Annotated in this window: 22 protein-coding genes; 10 read left to right on the top strand and 12 right to left on the bottom strand. The window is 63.4% G+C overall.

Going from position 1 to position 18,365, the window contains the following annotated elements:
* Positions 1-127: 127 nt before the first annotated feature.
* From B2G88_RS00490 to B2G88_RS00500, 3 genes are all read left to right on the top strand, one after another.
* A complete protein-coding gene (locus B2G88_RS00490; RefSeq protein WP_054862313.1) occupies positions 128-409 on the top strand; it encodes a DUF5808 domain-containing protein in 282 nt (93 codons plus the stop codon).
* Positions 410-532: 123 nt separating this feature from the next.
* Entirely contained in the window at positions 533-739 is a 207-nt protein-coding gene (locus B2G88_RS00495; RefSeq protein ID WP_087713680.1) for a DUF4177 domain-containing protein, read from the top strand.
* Positions 732-1,748, top strand: coding sequence for a hypothetical protein (locus tag B2G88_RS00500; RefSeq protein ID WP_087713681.1), 1,017 nt, complete (start codon positions 732-734; stop codon positions 1,746-1,748). Before B2G88_RS00495 ends, B2G88_RS00500 begins: the two co-directional genes overlap by 8 nt.
* A gap of 26 nt (positions 1,749-1,774) precedes the next feature.
* Here B2G88_RS00500 and B2G88_RS00505 read toward each other — a convergent pair whose 3' ends face one another.
* Positions 1,775-2,848, bottom strand: coding sequence for a Gfo/Idh/MocA family protein (locus B2G88_RS00505; RefSeq protein WP_087714269.1), 1,074 nt, complete (start codon positions 2,846-2,848; stop codon positions 1,775-1,777).
* Positions 2,849-2,985: 137 nt separating this feature from the next.
* On the bottom strand, positions 2,986-3,162 hold the full coding sequence (locus B2G88_RS19355; protein ID WP_176393151.1) for a hypothetical protein: 177 nt from the start codon (positions 3,160-3,162) through the stop codon (positions 2,986-2,988).
* 155 nt (positions 3,163-3,317) lie between these two features.
* Here B2G88_RS19355 and B2G88_RS00510 point away from each other — a divergent pair, with 155 nt between their 5' ends.
* From B2G88_RS00510 to arsM, 4 genes are all read left to right on the top strand, one after another.
* Positions 3,318-3,533, top strand: coding sequence for a hypothetical protein (locus B2G88_RS00510; RefSeq protein ID WP_054864097.1), 216 nt, complete (start codon positions 3,318-3,320; stop codon positions 3,531-3,533).
* 58 nt (positions 3,534-3,591) lie between these two features.
* Positions 3,592-4,140: an XTP/dITP diphosphatase gene (locus B2G88_RS00515; RefSeq protein ID WP_087713682.1), complete on the top strand. Its 549-nt coding sequence runs from the start codon at positions 3,592-3,594 to the stop codon at positions 4,138-4,140.
* A gap of 328 nt (positions 4,141-4,468) precedes the next feature.
* Complete coding sequence (locus tag B2G88_RS00520; RefSeq protein ID WP_054864096.1) at positions 4,469-4,870, top strand: ArsR/SmtB family transcription factor; 402 nt, start codon at positions 4,469-4,471, stop codon at positions 4,868-4,870.
* 18 nt (positions 4,871-4,888) lie between these two features.
* The gene (gene arsM, locus B2G88_RS00525) at positions 4,889-5,716 is read left to right on the top strand and encodes an arsenite methyltransferase (RefSeq protein WP_087713683.1); all 828 of its coding nucleotides are present in this window, start codon (positions 4,889-4,891) and stop codon (positions 5,714-5,716) included.
* A 15-nt stretch (positions 5,717-5,731) separates the two neighbouring features.
* On the opposite strand, the gene B2G88_RS00530 is transcribed toward arsM, so the two are convergent.
* From B2G88_RS00530 to mutS, 3 genes are read right to left on the bottom strand one after another with little or no spacing between them, the layout of a single operon-like run.
* Positions 5,732-6,217, bottom strand: a complete 486-nt coding sequence (locus B2G88_RS00530; protein WP_054864095.1) for a DUF7384 family protein — start codon at positions 6,215-6,217, stop codon at positions 5,732-5,734.
* Positions 6,210-6,332, bottom strand: coding sequence for a hypothetical protein (locus B2G88_RS20035; RefSeq protein WP_281253813.1), 123 nt, complete (start codon positions 6,330-6,332; stop codon positions 6,210-6,212). The genes B2G88_RS00530 and B2G88_RS20035 overlap by 8 nt, the downstream gene beginning before the upstream one ends.
* A 39-nt stretch (positions 6,333-6,371) precedes the next feature.
* On the bottom strand, positions 6,372-9,041 hold the full coding sequence (gene mutS, locus B2G88_RS00535) for a DNA mismatch repair protein MutS (RefSeq protein WP_087713684.1): 2,670 nt from the start codon (positions 9,039-9,041) through the stop codon (positions 6,372-6,374).
* A gap of 198 nt (positions 9,042-9,239) precedes the next feature.
* Between mutS and B2G88_RS00540 the strand changes: the two genes are divergently transcribed.
* Positions 9,240-10,085, top strand: a complete 846-nt coding sequence (locus B2G88_RS00540) for a universal stress protein (protein ID WP_054864094.1) — start codon at positions 9,240-9,242, stop codon at positions 10,083-10,085.
* A 9-nt stretch (positions 10,086-10,094) separates the two neighbouring features.
* Here B2G88_RS00540 and B2G88_RS00545 read toward each other — a convergent pair whose 3' ends face one another.
* The 7 genes from B2G88_RS00545 to B2G88_RS19360 form a co-directional block, all read right to left on the bottom strand.
* Positions 10,095-10,805: a universal stress protein gene (locus B2G88_RS00545; RefSeq protein WP_087713685.1), complete on the bottom strand. Its 711-nt coding sequence runs from the start codon at positions 10,803-10,805 to the stop codon at positions 10,095-10,097.
* The gene (locus B2G88_RS00550) at positions 10,802-12,223 is read right to left on the bottom strand and encodes an APC family permease (RefSeq protein WP_087713686.1); all 1,422 of its coding nucleotides are present in this window, start codon (positions 12,221-12,223) and stop codon (positions 10,802-10,804) included. The genes B2G88_RS00545 and B2G88_RS00550 overlap by 4 nt, the downstream gene beginning before the upstream one ends.
* Before the next feature lie 78 nt (positions 12,224-12,301).
* Positions 12,302-12,631, bottom strand: coding sequence for a tRNA-binding protein (locus B2G88_RS00555; protein ID WP_054864093.1), 330 nt, complete (start codon positions 12,629-12,631; stop codon positions 12,302-12,304).
* 69 nt (positions 12,632-12,700) lie between these two features.
* Complete coding sequence (gene thiD, locus B2G88_RS00560) at positions 12,701-14,017, bottom strand: bifunctional hydroxymethylpyrimidine kinase/phosphomethylpyrimidine kinase (RefSeq protein ID WP_087713687.1); 1,317 nt, start codon at positions 14,015-14,017, stop codon at positions 12,701-12,703.
* A gap of 83 nt (positions 14,018-14,100) precedes the next feature.
* Positions 14,101-14,706, bottom strand: coding sequence for a nitrous oxide reductase accessory protein NosL (locus tag B2G88_RS00565; protein ID WP_087713688.1), 606 nt, complete (start codon positions 14,704-14,706; stop codon positions 14,101-14,103).
* Between the two features lie 64 nt (positions 14,707-14,770).
* Positions 14,771-15,808 carry a HypE family hydrogenase expression/formation protein gene (locus B2G88_RS00570; RefSeq protein WP_087713689.1) on the bottom strand — a complete coding sequence of 346 codons (1,038 nt, stop codon included), beginning with the start codon at positions 15,806-15,808 and terminating at the stop codon, positions 14,771-14,773.
* Positions 15,809-15,883: 75 nt separating this feature from the next.
* Positions 15,884-16,051 (bottom strand): hypothetical protein, encoded by a 168-nt coding sequence (locus B2G88_RS19360; protein WP_176393152.1) that lies wholly within the window; start codon positions 16,049-16,051, stop codon positions 15,884-15,886.
* Positions 16,052-16,230: 179 nt separating this feature from the next.
* Between B2G88_RS19360 and B2G88_RS00575 the strand changes: the two genes are divergently transcribed.
* A complete protein-coding gene (locus B2G88_RS00575) occupies positions 16,231-17,328 on the top strand; it encodes a putative sulfate/molybdate transporter (RefSeq protein WP_087713690.1) in 1,098 nt (365 codons plus the stop codon).
* Positions 17,329-17,407: 79 nt separating this feature from the next.
* A complete protein-coding gene (locus tag B2G88_RS00580; protein WP_087713691.1) occupies positions 17,408-18,295 on the top strand; it encodes a dihydrodipicolinate synthase family protein in 888 nt (295 codons plus the stop codon).
* Positions 18,296-18,365: the final 70 nt, after the last annotated feature.

Consider the following 18,365-nt stretch of genomic DNA (forward strand, 5'->3'; position numbering starts at 1 on the left):
TGTCCGAACCCACCGTTCGCGGCTGTTTCGAGATAATCGATCGCAGCGTCACGTCGCGTCCGGCCCTGCTTTCGGTTGGCGAGACGAGCACACAATACTCTTGGGAGGGGAGGTTGTATCACCGCACATGGCAGACAAACCGACCGCCGGAGAGATCCTCGGTGTGCCGTATAATTTCGAACGCCCAAGCATCAGCCGCATGCTGTCGGCCCACTGGGAGCCCGGTGAAGGGATGCTCGTCGAGAAACCGTTCGGCATCGGCTACACGCTGAATCTGGCGAACTGGCGCTCGTGGCTCGTCCTCGCCGTCGCCGGTATCCTCCTCTGGCAGCAAGAACAAAGTTCGGCCAGCGCTGAGAATACTGAGACCGAAGACGAACCGGTCGAAGTCATCGTCGACGACGAGTAACGACTCGAGTCATAGCCGACTCACATTCTCGAGAGCCGTATGGACTATTCGAGGCGGACTCGAGTCGGGCAGACTCCCATAGGCAACGCGAACGCTTTTTTATCGATTCGTGATACGACCGGTATGGGAGCTGATCGTGGCACCGTCTGGGAGTACGAGACGGTTCGCCCACCTCGTGAGGCGACGATGCGGGAGGCGAGTGATCCGACGAAAAAACTGAACGAACTCGGCGCGGATGGGTGGGAACTGGTCACGACGGTGGAGTACACCGGTGGTGGAACCAAGTATCTCGTGTTCAAACGGCCAGCGAGCGGTGAGACCGATGAGTGAGAGTGACGATCAGGTTTCCACCGCAGACACGATGCGCGAGCGGTCAGACGAAAGCCGACTCAAACTCTGGCTGCTCGTTGGAGCGAACCGCCAGTTGGTGACGGCCGTGCTCACACTGTCGTTTTTCGGGCTGTTCATGCTTGGGGCGCTGCTCGATCCGACGCTCTCGAGTCTGTTGCAGGATCGAACCGTCATCGAATCGCTGTACGCCCAGATGGTCGGTGCGCTCATCACTGGCGTCACACTGGTCGTCACCATCAGTCAGCTCATTATCTCACAGGAAAACGGCCCACTCGGCGAGCAACGGTCTCGAATGAGTGAAACGCTCGATTTTCGCTCGTACATTCACGAACTGACCGACAAACCGGCACCGGCCGACCCGTCAGCGTTTCTGCAGGAAATCGTCGACGCAACCCAGGAACGGGCCAATGCCCTCGAGGACGAAGTCGAACGATCCGACAACGAGGAACTCACGGGCGAGGTCGAGGAGTTCGTCGACAGCATCACGGGCAACGCAGAGACCGTCCGTGAGAAACTCGAGGGCGCGTCGTTCGGCACGTTCGAGGTCGTTTACGCGTCGATGGACTACAACTACTCGTGGAAGATTTTCCAGATCGAGCGGCTCAAAGCCGAGTACGGCGACGAACTTGACGACGATCAGCACGAAGCACTTGACAACCTCCGGTCGTCGTTCGCCATGTTCGGTCCCGCACGCGAACACATCAAGACGCTGTATTTCCAGTGGGAACTCATCAATCTCTCCCGATACATCCTCTATGCGGCGATTCCGTCGCTGCTCGTCTCAGGGATGATGATGACGTTCGTCGATACGACGACGATCACCGGGACAATTCTCGGCGTCGAGGTGTTGCTCTGGCTCGTCGCCGTGACGTTTACGTTCACGCTGATCCCCTTCTTCCTGTTGACGTCCTACATCCTGCGAGTCGCAACGACCGCAAAGCGAACGCTCGCAATCGGCCCGCTGATCCTCCGGGATTCACAGCGCTGAGTCGCTGTTTCTCCCGTTTTGGTGCCTCACTCGAGTGCAACCGACTCGCCCGCTTCGGCGGAGCGATAGATCGCATCGATGACGCGCTGGACGGTCAGCCCCTGTTCGACGGTGTTCAGTTCGGGGGCCTCGCCCGCGGCGACGGCCTCGAGGAAGCGCTCGTCGCTGCCGGCCCAGCCGGTGCGCTCGAGTGCGCCGTCGGCGAGCGTCACGTCGAGCGTGTGGTCTGTGCCCTGCGTTCCGCTCTGGAACATCGTCAACTCCTCGCCGCCGAGATCGAGCGCCGCGCCAGCCTCAGTGCCGCGGGCGACGAACGCCTGTGTGTCGGGTTGGTTTGCAGCCCAGGTGACCTCGAGCGAAATCGTTCGGTCGTCTGCACAGCGGATCATTGCGGTTGCGGAGTCTTCGACGTCGAAAACGGCGTCGTCGGTTTCGTCGTACCAGTCGCCGGGGTCGACGTAGTCGTCGCGGTGGCCGAACTCGGTTCGCGTGACGGCGAAGACGTCCTCGACGGCGGGGTAGTCCATGAGATACAGCGCGAAGTCGATGGCGTGGACGCCGATGTCGACGACTGCGCCGCCACCGGACAGTTCTTTTTCGGTGAACCACGAGCCGACACCCGGGATTCCTCGGCGGCGGACGTAGTTCGCGTCGACGTGGGTAATGTCGCCGAAGTGGCCCGCTCGCTGGTACTCTTTGAACACTTCCGTGGCGGTCGAGACGCGGTTGTGGAAGTTTACCATGCAGAACCCGTCCGAAGCCGAAGCCGCCGCGGCGATCCGCTCGGCGCTTGCGAGGTCGTTCGCGAGTGGCTTCTCACAGAGCACGTCGTAGCCTCGCTCGAGGGCGGCGACGACAGCGTCCTCGTGGAACGCGTTCGGCGTCGAGACAGCGACTGCGTCGAGGTCCTCGCCGTCGTACATCGACGCAAAGTCCTCGTAGGTCGTCGCGCCGTAGGACTGGGCGAACTTCTCGCGCGTTTCGGGGACGATATCTGCACCGGCGACGACCTCGTGGCCGAGTTCCGTGGCGTTCGTTGCGTGGGTCTGGCCCATAAATCCGAGGCCGACGACACCGAGTCTGACTGTCTTAGAACGCATACACTGACCAATCATAGCAGTGCTCATACGATTTACTGTCTATCATTTCCGGCATACCCGCTGTCTGGGTCGCTGGAACTGATCAATGTGCCCGATAGACTGCAGGCGGATTCCTCGAGTATGTATAAAAATCGATGTTAGCAGAAGTACACCCAGAAGGTGTGATCGTTCGCGCAGTCGATTGTCCGGTACTCCCCGAATGCAGCGACGTACGGTCTGACCTGTAGATCCACGTCCGCCGTTGGAACCGGGATTGTACTGGTGTCTCCGCAGTGTGGGCACGCCACCGCTTGGGTTTCTGTCACCTGTTCCATTGTGAATCAGTGCATGTACAACACGAACAATAATGAATTATTTTTAGCTCGAGGTGATAACTCTGGACTGCCGACGTAAGTGGTGACTGGCGGGAGTCTCGTTGCTTTCGAACTCGAGTCCACTACTATAATCGTTCAGCGAGAACCGAACGCGTATGGACAGATCCAGACTTGCACTGGCAGCACTCGCAGTCTTCGCCTGGTGTGTGACCCTCGCTTCCCACCTCATTACACGCGTGACGACCACTGAATCCGAGCGAATTGAGTGGACCGAACGACGGAACCTTTTCTTGCTCGTCTCGAGTCTCGCGACGAACACGCTGGTGTTTACTACCATTTGTCGAGTGCTCCAGCGGCGACTACGTCGCTGACTCGACCGCATCGCCAGCAACCGACGCCTATTTTCCCATAGCGCACCCCAACGCAGACATGTCTGTCCGCTTTGTCACCGGGAACGAGGGGAAAGCACGCGAGGCCCAGACCTATCTCGAGGGCATCACGAGCGTCGAACAAATCGAGTACGATTACACCGAAATCCAGAGTGACTCGCTCGAGGAAATTGCCGCCCACGGCGCGCGCGAGGCCTACGAGGAACTGGGCGCGACAGACCCCGTCCTCGTCGGCGACGCCGGCCTGTTCGTCGACGCACTCGAGGGATTCCCCGGTCCCTACTCGGCCTATGTTGAGGATACAGTCGGCCTCGAGCGCCTCTGGCGACTGGTCAGCGAGGAGGAGAACAATCGCGCCCACTTCAAGACAGTGCTCGCGTTCGCTGACGGCGAGCGAACGGAGACCTTCGAGGGCCGCGTTAGCGGGACGATTGTTGCCCCGCGCGGCGAAGGCGGGTTCGGCTACGATCCGATCTTCGAGTACAACGGCCAGACGTTCGCGGAAATGAGCACCGAGGAGAAAAACGCGATTTCACACCGTGGCCGTGCACTCGCTGAGTTTTCGGAGTGGCTCGCGGCGCAGGAGTAAGTACTCGAATCGAACTTTGTCGATCTGTAGTAACAACTGAAACTGGTTACATACCAATCGCATCGCTGTCGTGCAATTAGGTGTGCACTGCCGTTCAGTGGCACTATAATCCTTGTTTTTGCTTCTCTAGACCACCTCGCATTACGCTTTGAGCTCCCTTTGTCTGTCTCTGCGAAATACTTATATCGTAAAATCCCAATACTAGATTTGCTACGATCACGTCGGTGTGTCGACGTATGGGCTGATTCGAGACTGGCTATCGATAAAGCGTCGATATATGGCCCAACGAAGACACTGCTGGCCACCAACCAAATCTAAAAATCCAACTATGACGAATGACACTAACATGCCCGACACGCTCGAGGATGCGTGCCAAACCCTCGAGCAACTGTACGACGGTACTGATTCGGACCCAATCGCGGGCCTCGAGGAACGACGACCGGCTGATGACGCGGTTGGGACGCAAGCGACCGTTTTCGGCGCGCTTGCGAACGAGCATCGCGTTCGACTGCTCGAGGCGCTTCGGGACGGCGAACTCTGTGCCTGTGAATTGCAGGTCGTCCTCGAGGCACCCCAGTCGACGGTCGCAACGCACCTTCGAACGCTTCGGGAAGTCGGACTCGTCAAGACTCGCAAGAAAGGCAAGTGGACGTACTACCGAGTCGCCGATACGGCGGTCTTCGAACTCCTCGATATTGCGGCCGCCGTTGATGTCCCGACCGATGCCTAACCGATACCCCTCATTCCCATGACAGACTCATCCACGAACGACGACTCGACGGATCGACGTGCAAGTGTCCGCGAAACATACGGCACCCTCGCGGAAGTTGGCGAGAGTTGCTGTGAGACTGACTCACCAGACGATCACTCGTGTTCGACGGCATCCGAAAACGAGATGGCCGGAGACGAACGTGCAAACGCGAACCCCGTTGCCGACGCATCTCGATCTCTGGCACTCGGTTACGACGGCGACGATCTTGAGGAGGTACCCGACGGGTCGAACCTTGGACTCGGCTGTGGTAACCCGGTCGCAGTGGCTGCGCTCGAGGCGGGTGAGTCCGTCCTCGACCTCGGTTCTGGTGGCGGGTTCGACTGCTTCCTCGCGGCACAGGAAGTCGGTCCCGAGGGGCAGGTAATCGGCGTCGACATGACGCCCGAAATGATTGATCGAGCCCGCGAGAACGCTCGAGAGAGCGAGTTTGACCACGTTGAGTTTCGCCTCGGTGAGATTGAACACCTGCCGGTGGCCAACGAGACTATCGACGTCATCCTCTCGAACTGCGTTGTCAACCTCTCATCGGCGAAGCCGCAGGTATTCAGAGAGGCCTTCAGAGTCCTCCGTCCTGGCGGGAAGCTGGCGATTTCTGACCTCGTTGCAACCGAGCCGTTGCCCCCAGCGGTTCGAGACGACCCCGAGAAAATCGACGCCTGCGTTGGCGGCGCAGCAACAATTGATGAACTCGAACGCTGGCTCGCAGCCGCCGGATTCGTCGACGGTTCGATTACTGTCGACGGCGAGTGGACCGAGGACTTGCCGATTGTCTCTGCGCGTATCAACGCCAGAAAACCAGCCTGAACGACTCAGCTACCCTTACGCTCGTGGATCGCGGTCCGGCCCCGGATACGCGCCGCCTTCGACCGCCTCGTACAGACTCTCCGGATCGAACAGCAGCGTGAACGCATCCGGCGGGCGGACGCTCACCGAAAGCCGAGGCTGCATCGACAGTCCCGCTTTCGCCGAATTCAGGTGTTCGTCGTCACTGAGCAGGTGCGCCGCCTCGCCGCGGTAGGCCGACGCCAGCGCCGGGTGATCTTCCGGCGGGTGCTCGACCGCGACGCGCTCGGCCTCGAGTCGCTCCCGATGTGCGGCCGCGAGGTCTTCGTCCGCGAGCGTTGCCACGAGTTGTTCCGTGCGCTCGAGGAGGTGATCGCTCGCGACGAGTTCAACCCAGTCGTGCCGGCGGACGTGATCGAGTGCCGCGCGGGCGTCACCGTCGACGAACAGGTCTTCGGCGAGCACCGCTGCGTCGGCGACCACACGGGCGGGATTCGGCTGCTCTATGTCTCGCTCAGCCATCATTGCCCTCCTGTTCGTCGTTCTCGCTCTCGAGGTCGTCGGCCGTCGCACGAATCTCCTCGCGGTCGATGTCGTACGCCGCGGCTCGCTCGAACAGTGTCGCCCAGTCAGTCATAACCAGACGTTCGAGAGCGAGACAAAAAATACGCGCGTCTCAGTCGTCTCTGTCTGTAAGGCGTTGTTGGAGTGTCTGCACTTTCGAGACCAACTCGATTGGCGGTGTCGTGTTCACGTCGAGGGTCTCGAGATCTTCAAGTACAGCCTTCGCTTCGGGATCGATAGTCTCTCCCTCGTCGGTTTCGGACTCGCCCGCCGACTGGCCACCGTCCGGGCTCGCTGCACCGCTGAACTGTCCGCTGCCGAGGTCGAACACTGCCTGGACGGGATCGCTCGAGCCACCGCCTTTCGCTTCGATGGCTTTCTCTTCGCGCAGGCGCTCGAGGACGTCTCTCGAGCGCTCGACGACGGGGTCGGGGACGCCGGCGAGATCGGCGACGTGAATCCCGTAGGAGCGATCCGTCGGGCCGTCCCGGACGGTTCGCAGAAAGGTCACGTCGCCGTCGCGTTCGTCGGCTGCAATGTGGACGTTGGCGACACGCGGGAGGCTGTCTGCGAGGCCGGTCAGTTCGTGGTAGTGGGTCGCAAATAGGGTTTTGGCCTGCACTTCGTTGTGCAGGTACTCCGTGGCCGCCCAGGCAATCGAGATGCCGTCGTACGTTGCGGTGCCGCGGCCGACTTCGTCCAGAATGACGAGCGACTCCTCGGTCGCGGCGTGCAGGATGTTCGAGAGTTCGCTCATCTCGACCATAAACGTCGAGCGCCCCTGTGCGAGTTCGTCCAGTGCGCCGACGCGGGTGAAGATGCCGTCCACGAGGCCGATCTCGGCCTCTTTTGCGGGGACGAAACTGCCGATTTGGGCCAGCAGGGTGATCCCAGCCACCTGGCGCATGTACGTCGATTTGCCGGACATGTTGGGCCCGGTCACGACGAGAAAGCCGCGATCCTTGTCCATCCGCACGTCGTTCGGCACGAACTCCGTCGTCTGCTCGACGACGGGGTGGCGACCCTGCTCGAGTCGAAGGTCATCGCCCTGGTGCAGGTCGGGCTTGACCCACCGATTTTCTGCGGCGTGTGAGGCAAGACTCGAGAGCGCATCGACCGTTGCGAGCGCTCGGCCAACGTCTTGCAGCAACTCGGCGCGGGCGGCGACCTCCTCGCGGAGTTCTTCGAACAACTCGTACTCGAGTTCGCCGCGTTGTTCCTCGAGTCGGAGGATTTCGCGCTCTTTGTCCTCGAGTTCGTCGGTCGTGAATCGCTTCGAGTTCTTCAGCGTCTTGATCTGCTCGTAGTGGTCAGGGACGCCGTCAGCGGCGGATTTGCCGACCTGGATGTAGTAGCCGTCTGTCTTGTTCCGGTCGACGGTGACGTGGCTGAGGCTGTACTTTCCTTTCTCGCGCTCAGCGAGAGTGTCGAGCCACTCTTTGACTTCCTCGTGTTGGTCGATCACCTCGTCAAGGTCGGGGTCGTAGCCTCGCTGGAAGAGTTCGCCCTGCGTGACCGTCGACGGCGGATCGTCGGCAATGGCCTCTGCGAGCGTCTCGCGTAACTCGCGGGCGGCCTCGCGATCCGGGCGGTCGACGATTTCCGAAAGCGGTGACTCCGTGAGGTCGGGACTCGAGGCAATCGTCTCCGCGAGTGCGGGGAGGACGCCGAGCGTCTCCGCTGCTGAGCGCAGATCCCGCGCATCAGCGCTGCCGTGGCTCGCCTTCGATGCCAGTCGCGCCAGATCGTACGCCTCTCCGAGTTGGTCCTGTATTTCGTCGCGTGCGAGTGCGGCCGAGGCGAGGGCGTCGACTGACTCCTGCCGGCGCTCGAGGACCTCGAGCGAGCGTCGCGGGCGCTGGAGCCACTCTTTGAGGAGGCGACCGCCCGCGCTGGTTTCGGTGTGGTCGATAGTCTCGAACAACGAGCCGTCGCGGTCGCCTTGCATCGTCTCCGTCAACTCGAGATTGCGCTGGGTGGTCGCATCCAGCGTGACGTGATCGTCGCCGTGATGGGCCTGAATGCGGGTCATCGAGGCGAGGACGCCCGCGCCGGTCTCTGCGACGTACTCGAGGATCGCGCCAGCGGCGGCAATCGTCGGCGTGCCGACTGCGAGTCGGTCGACTGTTTCGCGGCCAAAGTGGTCGCCGACGGCGTGGTCCGCGCGTTTGGGTGCGAAGGCCTCGGTATCGTGTAGCGTCAGCGTCGCGTCGAGGCGTTCGCGGATCGTGCTCAACAGTTCGTCGTTCGCGCGGGCGTCGGGTCCCGGCAGCACCTCGACGGGATCGAATCGGTAGAGTTCGGTCAGCGCGTCGTCTTCGTCTTCGGCGTCGGCGACCAGAAAGCGCCCCGTGGTCACGTCTGCGAACGCGAGGCCGTAGGCTGTGTCGCCGGCACCAACCGCGTCGCCGTCGACCACCGCCGCGAGGTACTGGGCGTCAGCATCCGTCGTCTCGAGTAAGGTGCCGGGCGTGACGACGCGGACGATTTCGCGGGCGTGGCCGGAGTCGGTTTCGTACTGGTCGGCGACGGCGACGCGGTAGCCGCGTTCGACCAGGGCCTTGAGGTAGGGCGTCAGATCCGCAAGCGGGACGCCGGCCATCGGATACGACGAGCCGTGTGAGGACTTCTTCGAGAGTTTGAGATCGAGTTCGTCAGCGACGAGCTCGGCATCTTCGGCGAAGAATTCGTAGAAATCGCCACACTGCATCGCTAGAATATCGGCGTCGGTGTCTGCTTTGAGCGAGAGAAACTCCCCGACGATACCCGTCGCCTCTGTCATACCCGGTGACTATCCCTCCATCGCAAAAACCCTGCGGGATCCGCAGTGGACGTCATCGGGGCCCATTCGAGTGTCGTTGGCAACTCGATAACAGGAACGGCGTTCGACTGACGGGAACGGCAATCCGCTGACGGGAGCGCCAATCGACTGGCGGGGCTATATTACGCTCACCGTGGTAGTAGGATGGCGTCTCCAGTCATGTCATCATCCCGCAATCATCGTGTTCTGGTTCCGGTCGACGTCCTCGAGGGAGAATCCGTCCCATCGACGGTCGTCGACGCGTTCGCGTCGATTCCGGTCGTCTTGCTCGGCTACCGCGAGATTCCTGACCAGACCGCCCCGGAGCAGGCACGCGACCAGTACGGCGACCGCGTGCGAGCCGAACTCGAGGAGCTCCGAACGGTGTTCGAAGACGCGAACTGTGACGTGGCGACGCGACTCGCCTTCACTCACGACCGCCTGAAGACGTTCGAACGCGTCACCGTGGAGGAATCGTGTGACGCCATCCTGTTGCTCAATCCGGCACCCGTCCTCGAGTCGGTCCTCGTCGCACTTCGAAGCGACGTCACCGTCGCCCACATGGCACGACTGCTTCGGACCGTACTCGACGGCACGGATCTCGAGGTGACGCTCTTTCACGTCGCCGCTGACGAGGACGGCCGAAACGCGGGCACGGAACTGCTCGAGACGGCACGGACCGCGCTGGTCGACGAGGGGGTCGCCGCCAATCGGATCGACAGCAGGGTCGTCGTCGGCGGCTCGCCGACGGATGCCATTCTCGAGGCGGCCAACGATCACGACCTGCTGGTCGTCGGCGAGAGTCGGCCGTCGGTCCGTCGCTACGTGTTTCGGGATCGGGCCGAACGGCTGGCGAAACGGACCGTCGATCCGGTGCTCGTGATTCGTGGCGAGTACCTCGAGTCAGCAACTGAAGCGGCGGAGAACGGGAAGACGGCGGACGAAAACCCGGGCGAAGTACCAGTGACTGACGTGGTCGAGACGGTCGAGAGGGGCGACGAGAGCGGCGGAGACGAGGGTTCCTAACCGTCGTTCTCACGTGTCCGCAGCCGTCACCGTTTCGTCGAGGTTCCGCACGACGAGCACCGGTGCGACGGATTCGACGGCGATGCGTTCGGCCTCCTCTCCGAACAGCAGCGAGCGAAGCGACGGAGCCCGTTCGCCAACCACGATAGCGTCGTGGTCGATACCGACCTCGAGCAGCGCCTCGAACGGCGACGTATCGACCGCGAACTCGGTCCTGACATCGATCTCGCGGGCGGAAAGGGTGTCGGCGGCCGTCTCGAGCAACTCTCGTCCCCCCGTCTCGTCGTCGGTCGCCAGAAACAGCGTGACGCCGATCTCTCGCGGTCCAATCAGTTCGCCGACGAACGAGCAGATCCGGTCGACGGCGACGTTACCCGTCAGCGTGACGAGGACCCGCTCGATCTGTCCGCTCGCGCCGGGAATCGTGTAGGCGTCGGCCGCCGTCTCCGCGGCCACGCGATCGATCGTCTGTTCCCGGTCGTGGGTGAACACCAGCCGGTGGTCGGCCTCGTTGCCGCCGACCCGGAACGTCTCGACGAGGTCCTCGAGGGCCTCGGTCGCCCGCTCTTCGTACTGTATCCGGGCCTGGTCGGGTGGCGTCTGTTCGGGGAGTTCGTGGTAGCCGAGCACGGTCACGTCGACTGGCTCGAGCAGCGTCGTCAGCCCGGGGGATACCGATTCACCCTCGAGAATCGCCAGCGGAACGAGGACGCGGGTCATAGTGCACCTCGGAGGTTCACGTCCCGAGCGTAATAGACGTACCACCCGGCGGTAGTGAGCATGATTCCGACGCCGACGAGCTGTGAGGTGGGTTGCATGAACCCGATCATGGCGAAGCTGGCAATCGCACCGAGAGCCGGCACGATGGGGTAGCCGGGGACCCGGAACTCGGGGTCGTACCACTCCGGCTCGTCCCGGCGCAGTGCGATCAGCGCGACGCAGATCAGCCCGTACATGATGAGATGTAGAAACGAGGCGACCTCGGCCAGCAGTTCGACACGGCCCGTCGCGGTCAACACGAGAATCGGGCCGCCGGCCAACCCGAGCGCGACGTGTGGCGTGCCGTACCGGAGGTTGATCCGGCTCGCCCGCTTGGGCAACAGGGCGTCCCTCGAGACGGCGTAAATCGCCCGAGACGTGCTGAGAATTGAGGCGTTGGCGCTGGACATCGTCGCGAGCAGCCCGCCGAAGACGATGGCGAACGCACCGGCGGCGCCGAGGTAGTGGCGGCCGACCTCGACCATCGCCGTCTCGCCGAAGCCCGCGAGCGCCTCGCTGCCGAACGCGCTCGTCGCGACGAAAATCGTCACGACGTAGAGCACGCCGACGGCGAGGACCGAGCCGACCATCGCCAGCGGCAGGTTCCGGCCGGGGTCTTTCATCTCGCCGGCGACGGTCGCCACCTGTGCAAAGCCCAAGTAGGAGGTGAAGACGAGCGCGGCCGTTGTCAGGATCGGCATTGCGCCGAAGGGAGCGAACTGCTCGGGCGCCGCCGATTCGCCGATGAGTCCGACGGCGTCAAGGCTGCCGTAGCCGAGAAAGACGATGAGGATCGACAGCAGCAGGGCGACGATCCCGTTCTGGAGCTTCGCGGCGTTCTCGGTCCCCGTGACGTTCAGGACGGTAAAGCCCGCGCCGAACAGCAAGGCGATGGGGATAACCAGTCTGTCGCCGACCGTGACGCCGAGTTCGGCGAGCGTGTCGACGGCGTAGTAGCCGAAGCCGACGAGGTAGAAGGCCGTCGCGAACACCAACCCGAACCACAGCGAGAGGCCAACGACGGCGCCGGCCAGCGTGCCGAGCGCCCGCGAGATAAAGTAGTAGCCGCCACCGCTTTTCGGCATCGCGGTCGCCAGTTCGGAGGTGGGCAACGCGACCAGCAGGGCGACGACGGCACCGATGGCGAACGACGCGGCCGCAGCGGGGCCGGCCTGGCCCGCGGCCAGTCCCGGAAAAACGAAGATGCCGGCACCGATCATCGTCCCGATTCCGATTGCGAGTCCCCCGGAGAGCCCGAGCGTGCGCTCGAGTTCGGCGTCGTCGGTGATCGTCGCGTCGTCCGTCTCGACTGTCGGTTCGACCTCCGGGGACTCGCCCTCGATATTGGTCCCCTCGGCCGGCGGCGGTTCGCCACCCATAGGGGGCCGTGACGGCCGCCGGACAGATAGTCTCACTGTCAGACTTTATGAATTCCAGCGAGCCGAGACGGTCACCGATCAGAACAGTAAGCCGTCAAGCGGGACGTTCTCGTCCGGTTCCACGAGCACCGGATACTCTTCTTCACCGGGGACGCAAACCGTCAATGCCTCGGATTTGAATCCTGCGATGCGAACCGATCCGAGGTTTGTCGCACAGAGGACCTGCCGTTCCTCGAGTTCCGCCGGATCATAGTGGTGATCCAGTTGCGCAGCGGACTGGATCTCGCCGTGGTCCTTGCCGAGATCGATCCACAGTTTGGTCATCTTCGGTTTGTTCGCCTCCTCGAATCGCTCGGCTTCCAGCACTTCGCCGACGCGGATCTCCACGTCGAAGGGGTTCTCGACCATGACTCGTGGTATCTGACCACTCGCCGATAAACCGTCGGGTCGCGGCGGACTATGCGAGTAGTCACCCACTCATGGTCGTAGTGAGCGCTCGGCGTTGTCGACCGCCTCATCAAGTGTCAACACGCGCTCGAGGAGCGTCTGCAGATCGGGCGCGACGACGTACGCCATCGGCTCTGTGCCTTCACTCCCAGTCTCGAGGACGACTGCCGGTGGCGCGTCTCGGCCGTCGATCTGCCCGTTCTCGACGATGTCCCACTCGAGGGACTCGAGTGCTTCCCCAACAGCGTCGTCGTACCGGCAGTTGAGCGCGAACCGCAGGTGGGGGACCGACTCGCGCATCTCGAGCAGCACGCTCGCGACGTGACTCGAGGCCCCGAATCGGACGCCGCGGGTTGGCTGGACGCCCGACAGCGTTCGATGCACGCGTCCCTCGACGGCGGCCATCTCGTTGGCGGATTCGGCGTACGGCGTCGCACCGACGACATTCATCCCGACTTCGGGGACCAGCGCGCTTACGTCGGTCGCGACGAGGCGCTCGAGGATGACTTCGACCTCCTCGGCGGTCGCTTCTCGAGCGGCGGCGTTTCGCAGGTCGACAGCGTGGTTGACTGCGCCGGGACCCTCGCCAACGTCGTAGTAGTACCGAACTGCACGCGCGAGAAAGTCGGTCGCACCCGCAACGGCGTCCGCGAGTTCGTCGCCGTTCGCCAATCGGGCGGCGATTGCCGCCGCGAGCGAACAGCCCGAGCCGTGGGTCGCCTCGGTGTCGATTCGCGGGTGTTCGAACGTCTGGCTTCCGTCCGCGGTGACGAGGATGTCCTGTACCTGCTCGCCGGGAACGTGGCCGCCTTTGACGAGCACGGCGTCGACCCCGGTCTCGAGCAGTGCCGTCCCGGCCTCGGGGGCGCTGTCTGCGTCCTCAACGACGGTGCCGGTCAGCACCTCGGCTTCGTCGGCGTTCGGCGTCGCGAGCGTCGCTTCAGCAAGTAAATCCTCGTAGGCGCGTTCGGCTGCCGGCTCGAGCAGTCGATCCCCTGTCGTCGCGACCATGACGGGGTCGACGACCAGCGGGAAGTCGAACTCGCGGGCGCGCTCGGCGACGGTTTCGACGATCTCGGTCGTCGCGAGCATCCCCGTTTTGGCCGCGCCGACCGAAAAGTCGCCGGTGACGGCGTCGATCTGGGCGTCGAGCTCCGCGGTGGGCAGTGCGAACGACGACTCGACGCCGCGGGTGTTCTGGGCGGTGACGGCGGTGATCGCCGACGTGCCGAAGACGCCGTGGGCGACCATCGTCGCGAGGTCGGCCTGGATGCCAGCGCCGCCGCCGGAGTCGCTGCCGGCAATCGTCAGCGCGACCGGACGCGTCTCGGGTGCTGGGGTTCGCATACACGGCTGTATTCGCCTGTTATACAAATCGATGATGGTCGCACTCGAGGCGGTAACGAGAGACTCGAGAAGCGCTGCGCCAGCTATGGCAGCCGACTCCCGCGGTAGATATCCGCCACGTCTTCGTCAATTTCGTCGTACGTGATGACGTCGTCCTCGTTCAGATCGTCGTACTGGTCGACGTACTCGAGGGCGAGTTCCTCCTCGGCGTAGACGCGCGGATCGACGCCCATCGGGTCGTCAGCTCGCCGTTCGTCGTGCTCGAGGGCGAAGTATGCCTCCTCGGCGTCGATGAGGTCGCCGGTGTCGAAGTCGGTCGTCCAGACGCCGGCAATCTCGCTGTCGGGACCGTCGAAGTGGTCGGGTGCGACGAGGTAGGCAACCAGACAGCCCGAACTGCAAAACGTCATCCCGTCGCCGCTTTCGTGGGCGACCTGTGCGTTTCGCTCGCTGTAGTCGACGACGCCCATGCCACAGACGCCACAGCCGTGACTGCTTTCGAACTCGATTGGCCCGTCGCCGGGGTGATCGATGTACTCGATATCCGCACTGTCGTCCTGCTCGTCGTCCGCCGCGTCGCTGTCGTCGTCATCGCCGCCGAGACAGCCAGCGAGGCCGACAGCCGTTCCCGCACCGACCGCAGTGAGCAGTCGCCGACGCGACCGCGAGCCGAGGACTGGATCTGTCATTGTCGGATCAAGGGCGCCTCGTTGTATAATCACCACGGTCCGCGACGGTGTTGTCCCACTGCACTCAGTTCGTCTCGTCGTCCGCAGCCGACCCGAGCGCCGCGTACGCCGCCCACGACGGATCGACGCGCGGATGCTCGAGCGTCTCGCCGTCGACGACAACCCGCCCAGTTTCTCCGGCGGAGTCATCGACACGGCCGATTTCTGCAACGACTGTGCCGCGGTCCTCGAGTGCCCGACGCACGTCCTCGACACCCTCTGCGTCGACGGCGATCAGCAGCGAGCCACAGCTGGTCGCCGTCCAGGGATCGATCTCGAGGGCGTCACAGACCGCCTGCACGCCGGGTTGCATCGGGACGGCTGCGCGGTCGATGTCGAATCGCACGCCCGCGCCGTCGGCCATCTCGTTCAACGCGCCTGCAAGACCGCCTTCGGTCACGTCATGCATCGCCGTTACCGGACCCGACGCGGCCGCCGTGAGCGCATCTCGGACGCAGTGAACGTCCTCGAGTCGCGCTTGTGCGTCCGCAATCGTCTCGTCTGGGAGGTCAATCTGCTCGCCAAAGAGCGTACTCAGCAGTCCCACGGATTCCGCGGCGGGGCCGGTCGTCAGCAGGAGTCGGTCGCCGGGCCGTGCGCCGTCGGGGCGGATGATATCCTCGTGGTTGCCGACGCCCATCGCGGTTGCCGCGCCGATCCATGGATGGGTGGGATCGGAGTAGCGGGCCGTGTGGCCGGTGACAACGGCAACGCCGAGGTCGGCACACTCCGCGTGGATCGTCTCCCAGACGGTCGCAAAGTCGTCGTTCGTCATCGACTCCGGTAACGTGAAACAGATCGAGAGATGTGACGGCGCAACGCCGCTGACGGCCACATCGGCAAGGATCAAATCGAGCGCAAACCGTGCCGCGCGCTCGAGGCCGAGCGCCGGAAGAATCGAGATCGGATCGGTCGCGGTCACGAGCGCCTGCCCGCTCACGTCGATGACGCCGAAGTCGACGCCGTGCTGGGGACCAATCGCTACATCCTCGCGTTCAGCGCCGAGATTCGGCGCGATATGCTGTTCGAAGAATTGCCGGTCGATTTTCCCGAGGTCGCTCACGCTCGAGTGCTCGCAGGGGGCGCTCTTAGCGGTGGTGATCCGTGCTCTCGCCTTGAGTGCGAGGGTCGCTTTCGGCTACCAGTTGAGCATCCCACCGATCGTCAGGCCGATGACGAACCCCATCGGAAGCCACAGTGCGAGATTGTCCGTGAGCAGGCCAATGGACGCTCCAATCGCCAATCCAACGCCGATACCGATCCCGAGACCATCCTCCTCGTCGCCGCCGTCGGTTGCGACTGGCATGCAGAGCGGTGGGCGCTCTGGCAGAATAACTGTATTGCGCCGCCGAACGGAGCCAATTCGGTACCCTCGTGTTTGCTGGCTCCCGCCTGACGTAACCGAACGTGTTCACACACTGCTCGAGCATAACCGTGGATGGTTACTCACAACAGTAAAACCGTGTGTTCGCAAAGAGTGGGTAGATGGCGTACTCGTTCCCTCGAGAGACGGATTCTGACCTCGAGTTCTCGACGTCGGAACTGACGGGTGCGCTAGGAGATTCGGTTACAGTCTTGCCGCTGATCATCGCGCTGGCTGCGACGACGAGTGTCTCCCTCCCCCATGTGCTGGTCGGCTTCGGCGTCTTTCAGATTATCTGGGGACTCTACTACGGAATGCCGCTCTCAGTCGAGCCGATGAAGGCGCTCGTGGGGCTGGCCATCGTCGGCTCGCTGTCGTACCCAGAATTCGCCGCCGCCGGTCTCCTCGCGGGCGGTGTCTTGCTCGTGGTCGGAAAACTCGGCCTCGTCTCCCACCTCGAGCGCGTCGTCGGCGAGCCGGTCATCCGCGGCGTTCAGTTCGCCGTCGCGCTCCTCCTCCTCGAGTCTGCAGTCGGGCTCTCAGTCGGCAGTCCCGCCGTCGCTGTGGCTGGACTCGCCGTCGTCGGCCTGTTTGCGCTCCGCGGCTATCGCCAGTCGAGCGTGCTGGTCGTGCTGGCACTCGGTGCCGTTGCGGCCGTCGCTGTTGCTGGCATCCCGACGCCTCGCCTTCCTGAAGCCACGCTCTTTCCGGCAGGCACGCCAACGGTTTCTGGGGCCGCACTCGAGGGCACTGTCGCCCAACTCGGCATGACGATTGGGAACGCAGCGATTGCGACCGCGCTGCTGTGTGGTGATCTCTACGACCGAGACGTCTCGCCCGACGCGCTCTCGAAGAGCATGGGCGCGACCTGTCTCGCGGCGATTCCGGTCGGCGGCGTGCCGATGTGTCACGGTAGCGGCGGCCTCGCCGGCAAGTACGCCTTCGGCGCGCGAACTGCCGGGGCGAACGTCCTGCTTGGGGTCGGCTACCTCGCGCTCGCGCTGGTCGCGACCGGCGCACTGCTTGCGGCGTTCCCAACTGCGCTGCTCGGCGTCTTGCTCGCCGTCGTCGCACTCGAGCTTGGCCGGGCTGCGTTCGCCCCGCTCGAGGGGAGCCGAGCGCTCGTCCTCGTCATCAGTGTCGGCATCATCGGACTCGTCGTCAACGTCGGACTGGCGTTCGTGCTCGGAGCTGTCGTGTTCTGGCTGCTCTCGAGGTGAGCCGACAGGTCTGCGAATACTCTCTCTGCAATGAGTCCGAAGTGCATACGTTTTTGCGAGTACCGAGACATGCTTTCACATGGCACTCACGCAGGAACTCGCGGGAATCACATGCCCGGTCGTGACACCGTTTGACGAAGCCGAGCAAATCGACGAAGATGCACTCCGAACGCTCGTCAACTCACTGCAGTCGGCCGGTATTGACGCTGTCTTCCCGAACGGAACGACCGGCGAGTTCGCCAGTCTCTCACCCGACGAACGCCGGCGCGTCCTCGAGATCGTCGTCGACCAGGTCGACGGCGAACTCCCTGTCGTCGCTGGCGCGGGCGCAACCAGCGTTCCGGAGACTCTCGAGTACATCGACGAGGCCGCCGAAATCGGGGCCGACGCTGCCGTTATCGTCCCGCCGTACTTCCACACGGCGAACTCGCCAGCGGGCAATGAGCGCTATTTTGAGGCCATCGCCGACGAATCTGCGCTGCCGCTCCTACTGTACAATATTCCGGCTTGTACCGGCCAAGAAATCGCCATCGACACCGTCAGCGCCGTCGCCGACCACGAGAACATCATCGGGCTGAAGGACTCGAGTGGCGACCTCGAGTACTTCCTGGGAGCGATGGGAGCGACACCCGGCGAGTTTCTCCATCTCCAGGGCTACGACTCACTGCTCGTGCCGGCGCTGCGGATGGGAGCCGACGGCGGCGTGAACGCGCTGTCGAATGCGGTGCCGGGCGCGTTCGCCGAACTGTTCGACACTGCTGAGACTGACCGCGGCGCGACGCTGCAGGCGGCGATTGCCGACCTCTTCGAGGGCTGTGGCGCGTACGGCTTCGCCCCCGCCTCGAAAGCCGCGCTCGAGTATCGTGGCGTCATTCCGACCGATACCGTCCGCCCGCCGCTGATGACGGTTCCCGACGAGGGCCGCGAGACGATTCAGGCTGGCGTCGACGGCGTTCTCGAGCAGTAAGTCCTCGGGTGACCGTGGAGTCTCCCGATACGCTTTTGCAGCCCCTCGGGAACGTTCGTGTATGCTGACT

Source organism: Natronolimnobius baerhuensis, from assembly GCF_002177135.1.
Lineage (GTDB): Archaea > Halobacteriota > Halobacteria > Halobacteriales > Natrialbaceae > Natronolimnobius > Natronolimnobius baerhuensis.

What these genes read in the sequence shown, in the direction of transcription:
- B2G88_RS20035 (WP_281253813.1), bottom strand. Translation starts at nt 6,332, where the DNA reads ATGACTGACTGGGCGACACTGTTCGAGCGAGCCGCGGCGTACGACATC.
- B2G88_RS00500 (WP_087713681.1), top strand. Translation starts at nt 732, where the DNA reads ATGAGTGAGAGTGACGATCAGGTTTCCACCGCAGACACGATGCGCGAG.
- thiD (WP_087713687.1), bottom strand. Translation starts at nt 14,017, where the DNA reads ATGCGAACCCCAGCACCCGAGACGCGTCCGGTCGCGCTGACGATTGCC.
- B2G88_RS00490 (WP_054862313.1), top strand. Translation starts at nt 128, where the DNA reads ATGGCAGACAAACCGACCGCCGGAGAGATCCTCGGTGTGCCGTATAAT.
- mutS (WP_087713684.1), bottom strand. Translation starts at nt 9,041, where the DNA reads ATGACAGAGGCGACGGGTATCGTCGGGGAGTTTCTCTCGCTCAAAGCA.
- B2G88_RS00505 (WP_087714269.1), bottom strand. Translation starts at nt 2,848, where the DNA reads ATGCGTTCTAAGACAGTCAGACTCGGTGTCGTCGGCCTCGGATTTATG.
- B2G88_RS00545 (WP_087713685.1), bottom strand. Translation starts at nt 10,805, where the DNA reads ATGACCCGCGTCCTCGTTCCGCTGGCGATTCTCGAGGGTGAATCGGTA.
- B2G88_RS00515 (WP_087713682.1), top strand. Translation starts at nt 3,592, where the DNA reads ATGTCTGTCCGCTTTGTCACCGGGAACGAGGGGAAAGCACGCGAGGCC.
- B2G88_RS00510 (WP_054864097.1), top strand. Translation starts at nt 3,318, where the DNA reads ATGGACAGATCCAGACTTGCACTGGCAGCACTCGCAGTCTTCGCCTGG.
- B2G88_RS00520 (WP_054864096.1), top strand. Translation starts at nt 4,469, where the DNA reads ATGACGAATGACACTAACATGCCCGACACGCTCGAGGATGCGTGCCAA.
- B2G88_RS00555 (WP_054864093.1), bottom strand. Translation starts at nt 12,631, where the DNA reads ATGGTCGAGAACCCCTTCGACGTGGAGATCCGCGTCGGCGAAGTGCTG.
- B2G88_RS00530 (WP_054864095.1), bottom strand. Translation starts at nt 6,217, where the DNA reads ATGGCTGAGCGAGACATAGAGCAGCCGAATCCCGCCCGTGTGGTCGCC.
- B2G88_RS00565 (WP_087713688.1), bottom strand. Translation starts at nt 14,706, where the DNA reads ATGACAGATCCAGTCCTCGGCTCGCGGTCGCGTCGGCGACTGCTCACT.
- B2G88_RS00540 (WP_054864094.1), top strand. Translation starts at nt 9,240, where the DNA reads ATGTCATCATCCCGCAATCATCGTGTTCTGGTTCCGGTCGACGTCCTC.
- B2G88_RS19355 (WP_176393151.1), bottom strand. Translation starts at nt 3,162, where the DNA reads ATGGAACAGGTGACAGAAACCCAAGCGGTGGCGTGCCCACACTGCGGA.
- B2G88_RS00550 (WP_087713686.1), bottom strand. Translation starts at nt 12,223, where the DNA reads ATGGGTGGCGAACCGCCGCCGGCCGAGGGGACCAATATCGAGGGCGAG.
- arsM (WP_087713683.1), top strand. Translation starts at nt 4,889, where the DNA reads ATGACAGACTCATCCACGAACGACGACTCGACGGATCGACGTGCAAGT.
- B2G88_RS00495 (WP_087713680.1), top strand. Translation starts at nt 533, where the DNA reads ATGGGAGCTGATCGTGGCACCGTCTGGGAGTACGAGACGGTTCGCCCA.
- B2G88_RS19360 (WP_176393152.1), bottom strand. Translation starts at nt 16,051, where the DNA reads ATGCCAGTCGCAACCGACGGCGGCGACGAGGAGGATGGTCTCGGGATC.
- B2G88_RS00580 (WP_087713691.1), top strand. Translation starts at nt 17,408, where the DNA reads ATGGCACTCACGCAGGAACTCGCGGGAATCACATGCCCGGTCGTGACA.
- B2G88_RS00575 (WP_087713690.1), top strand. Translation starts at nt 16,231, where the DNA reads ATGGCGTACTCGTTCCCTCGAGAGACGGATTCTGACCTCGAGTTCTCG.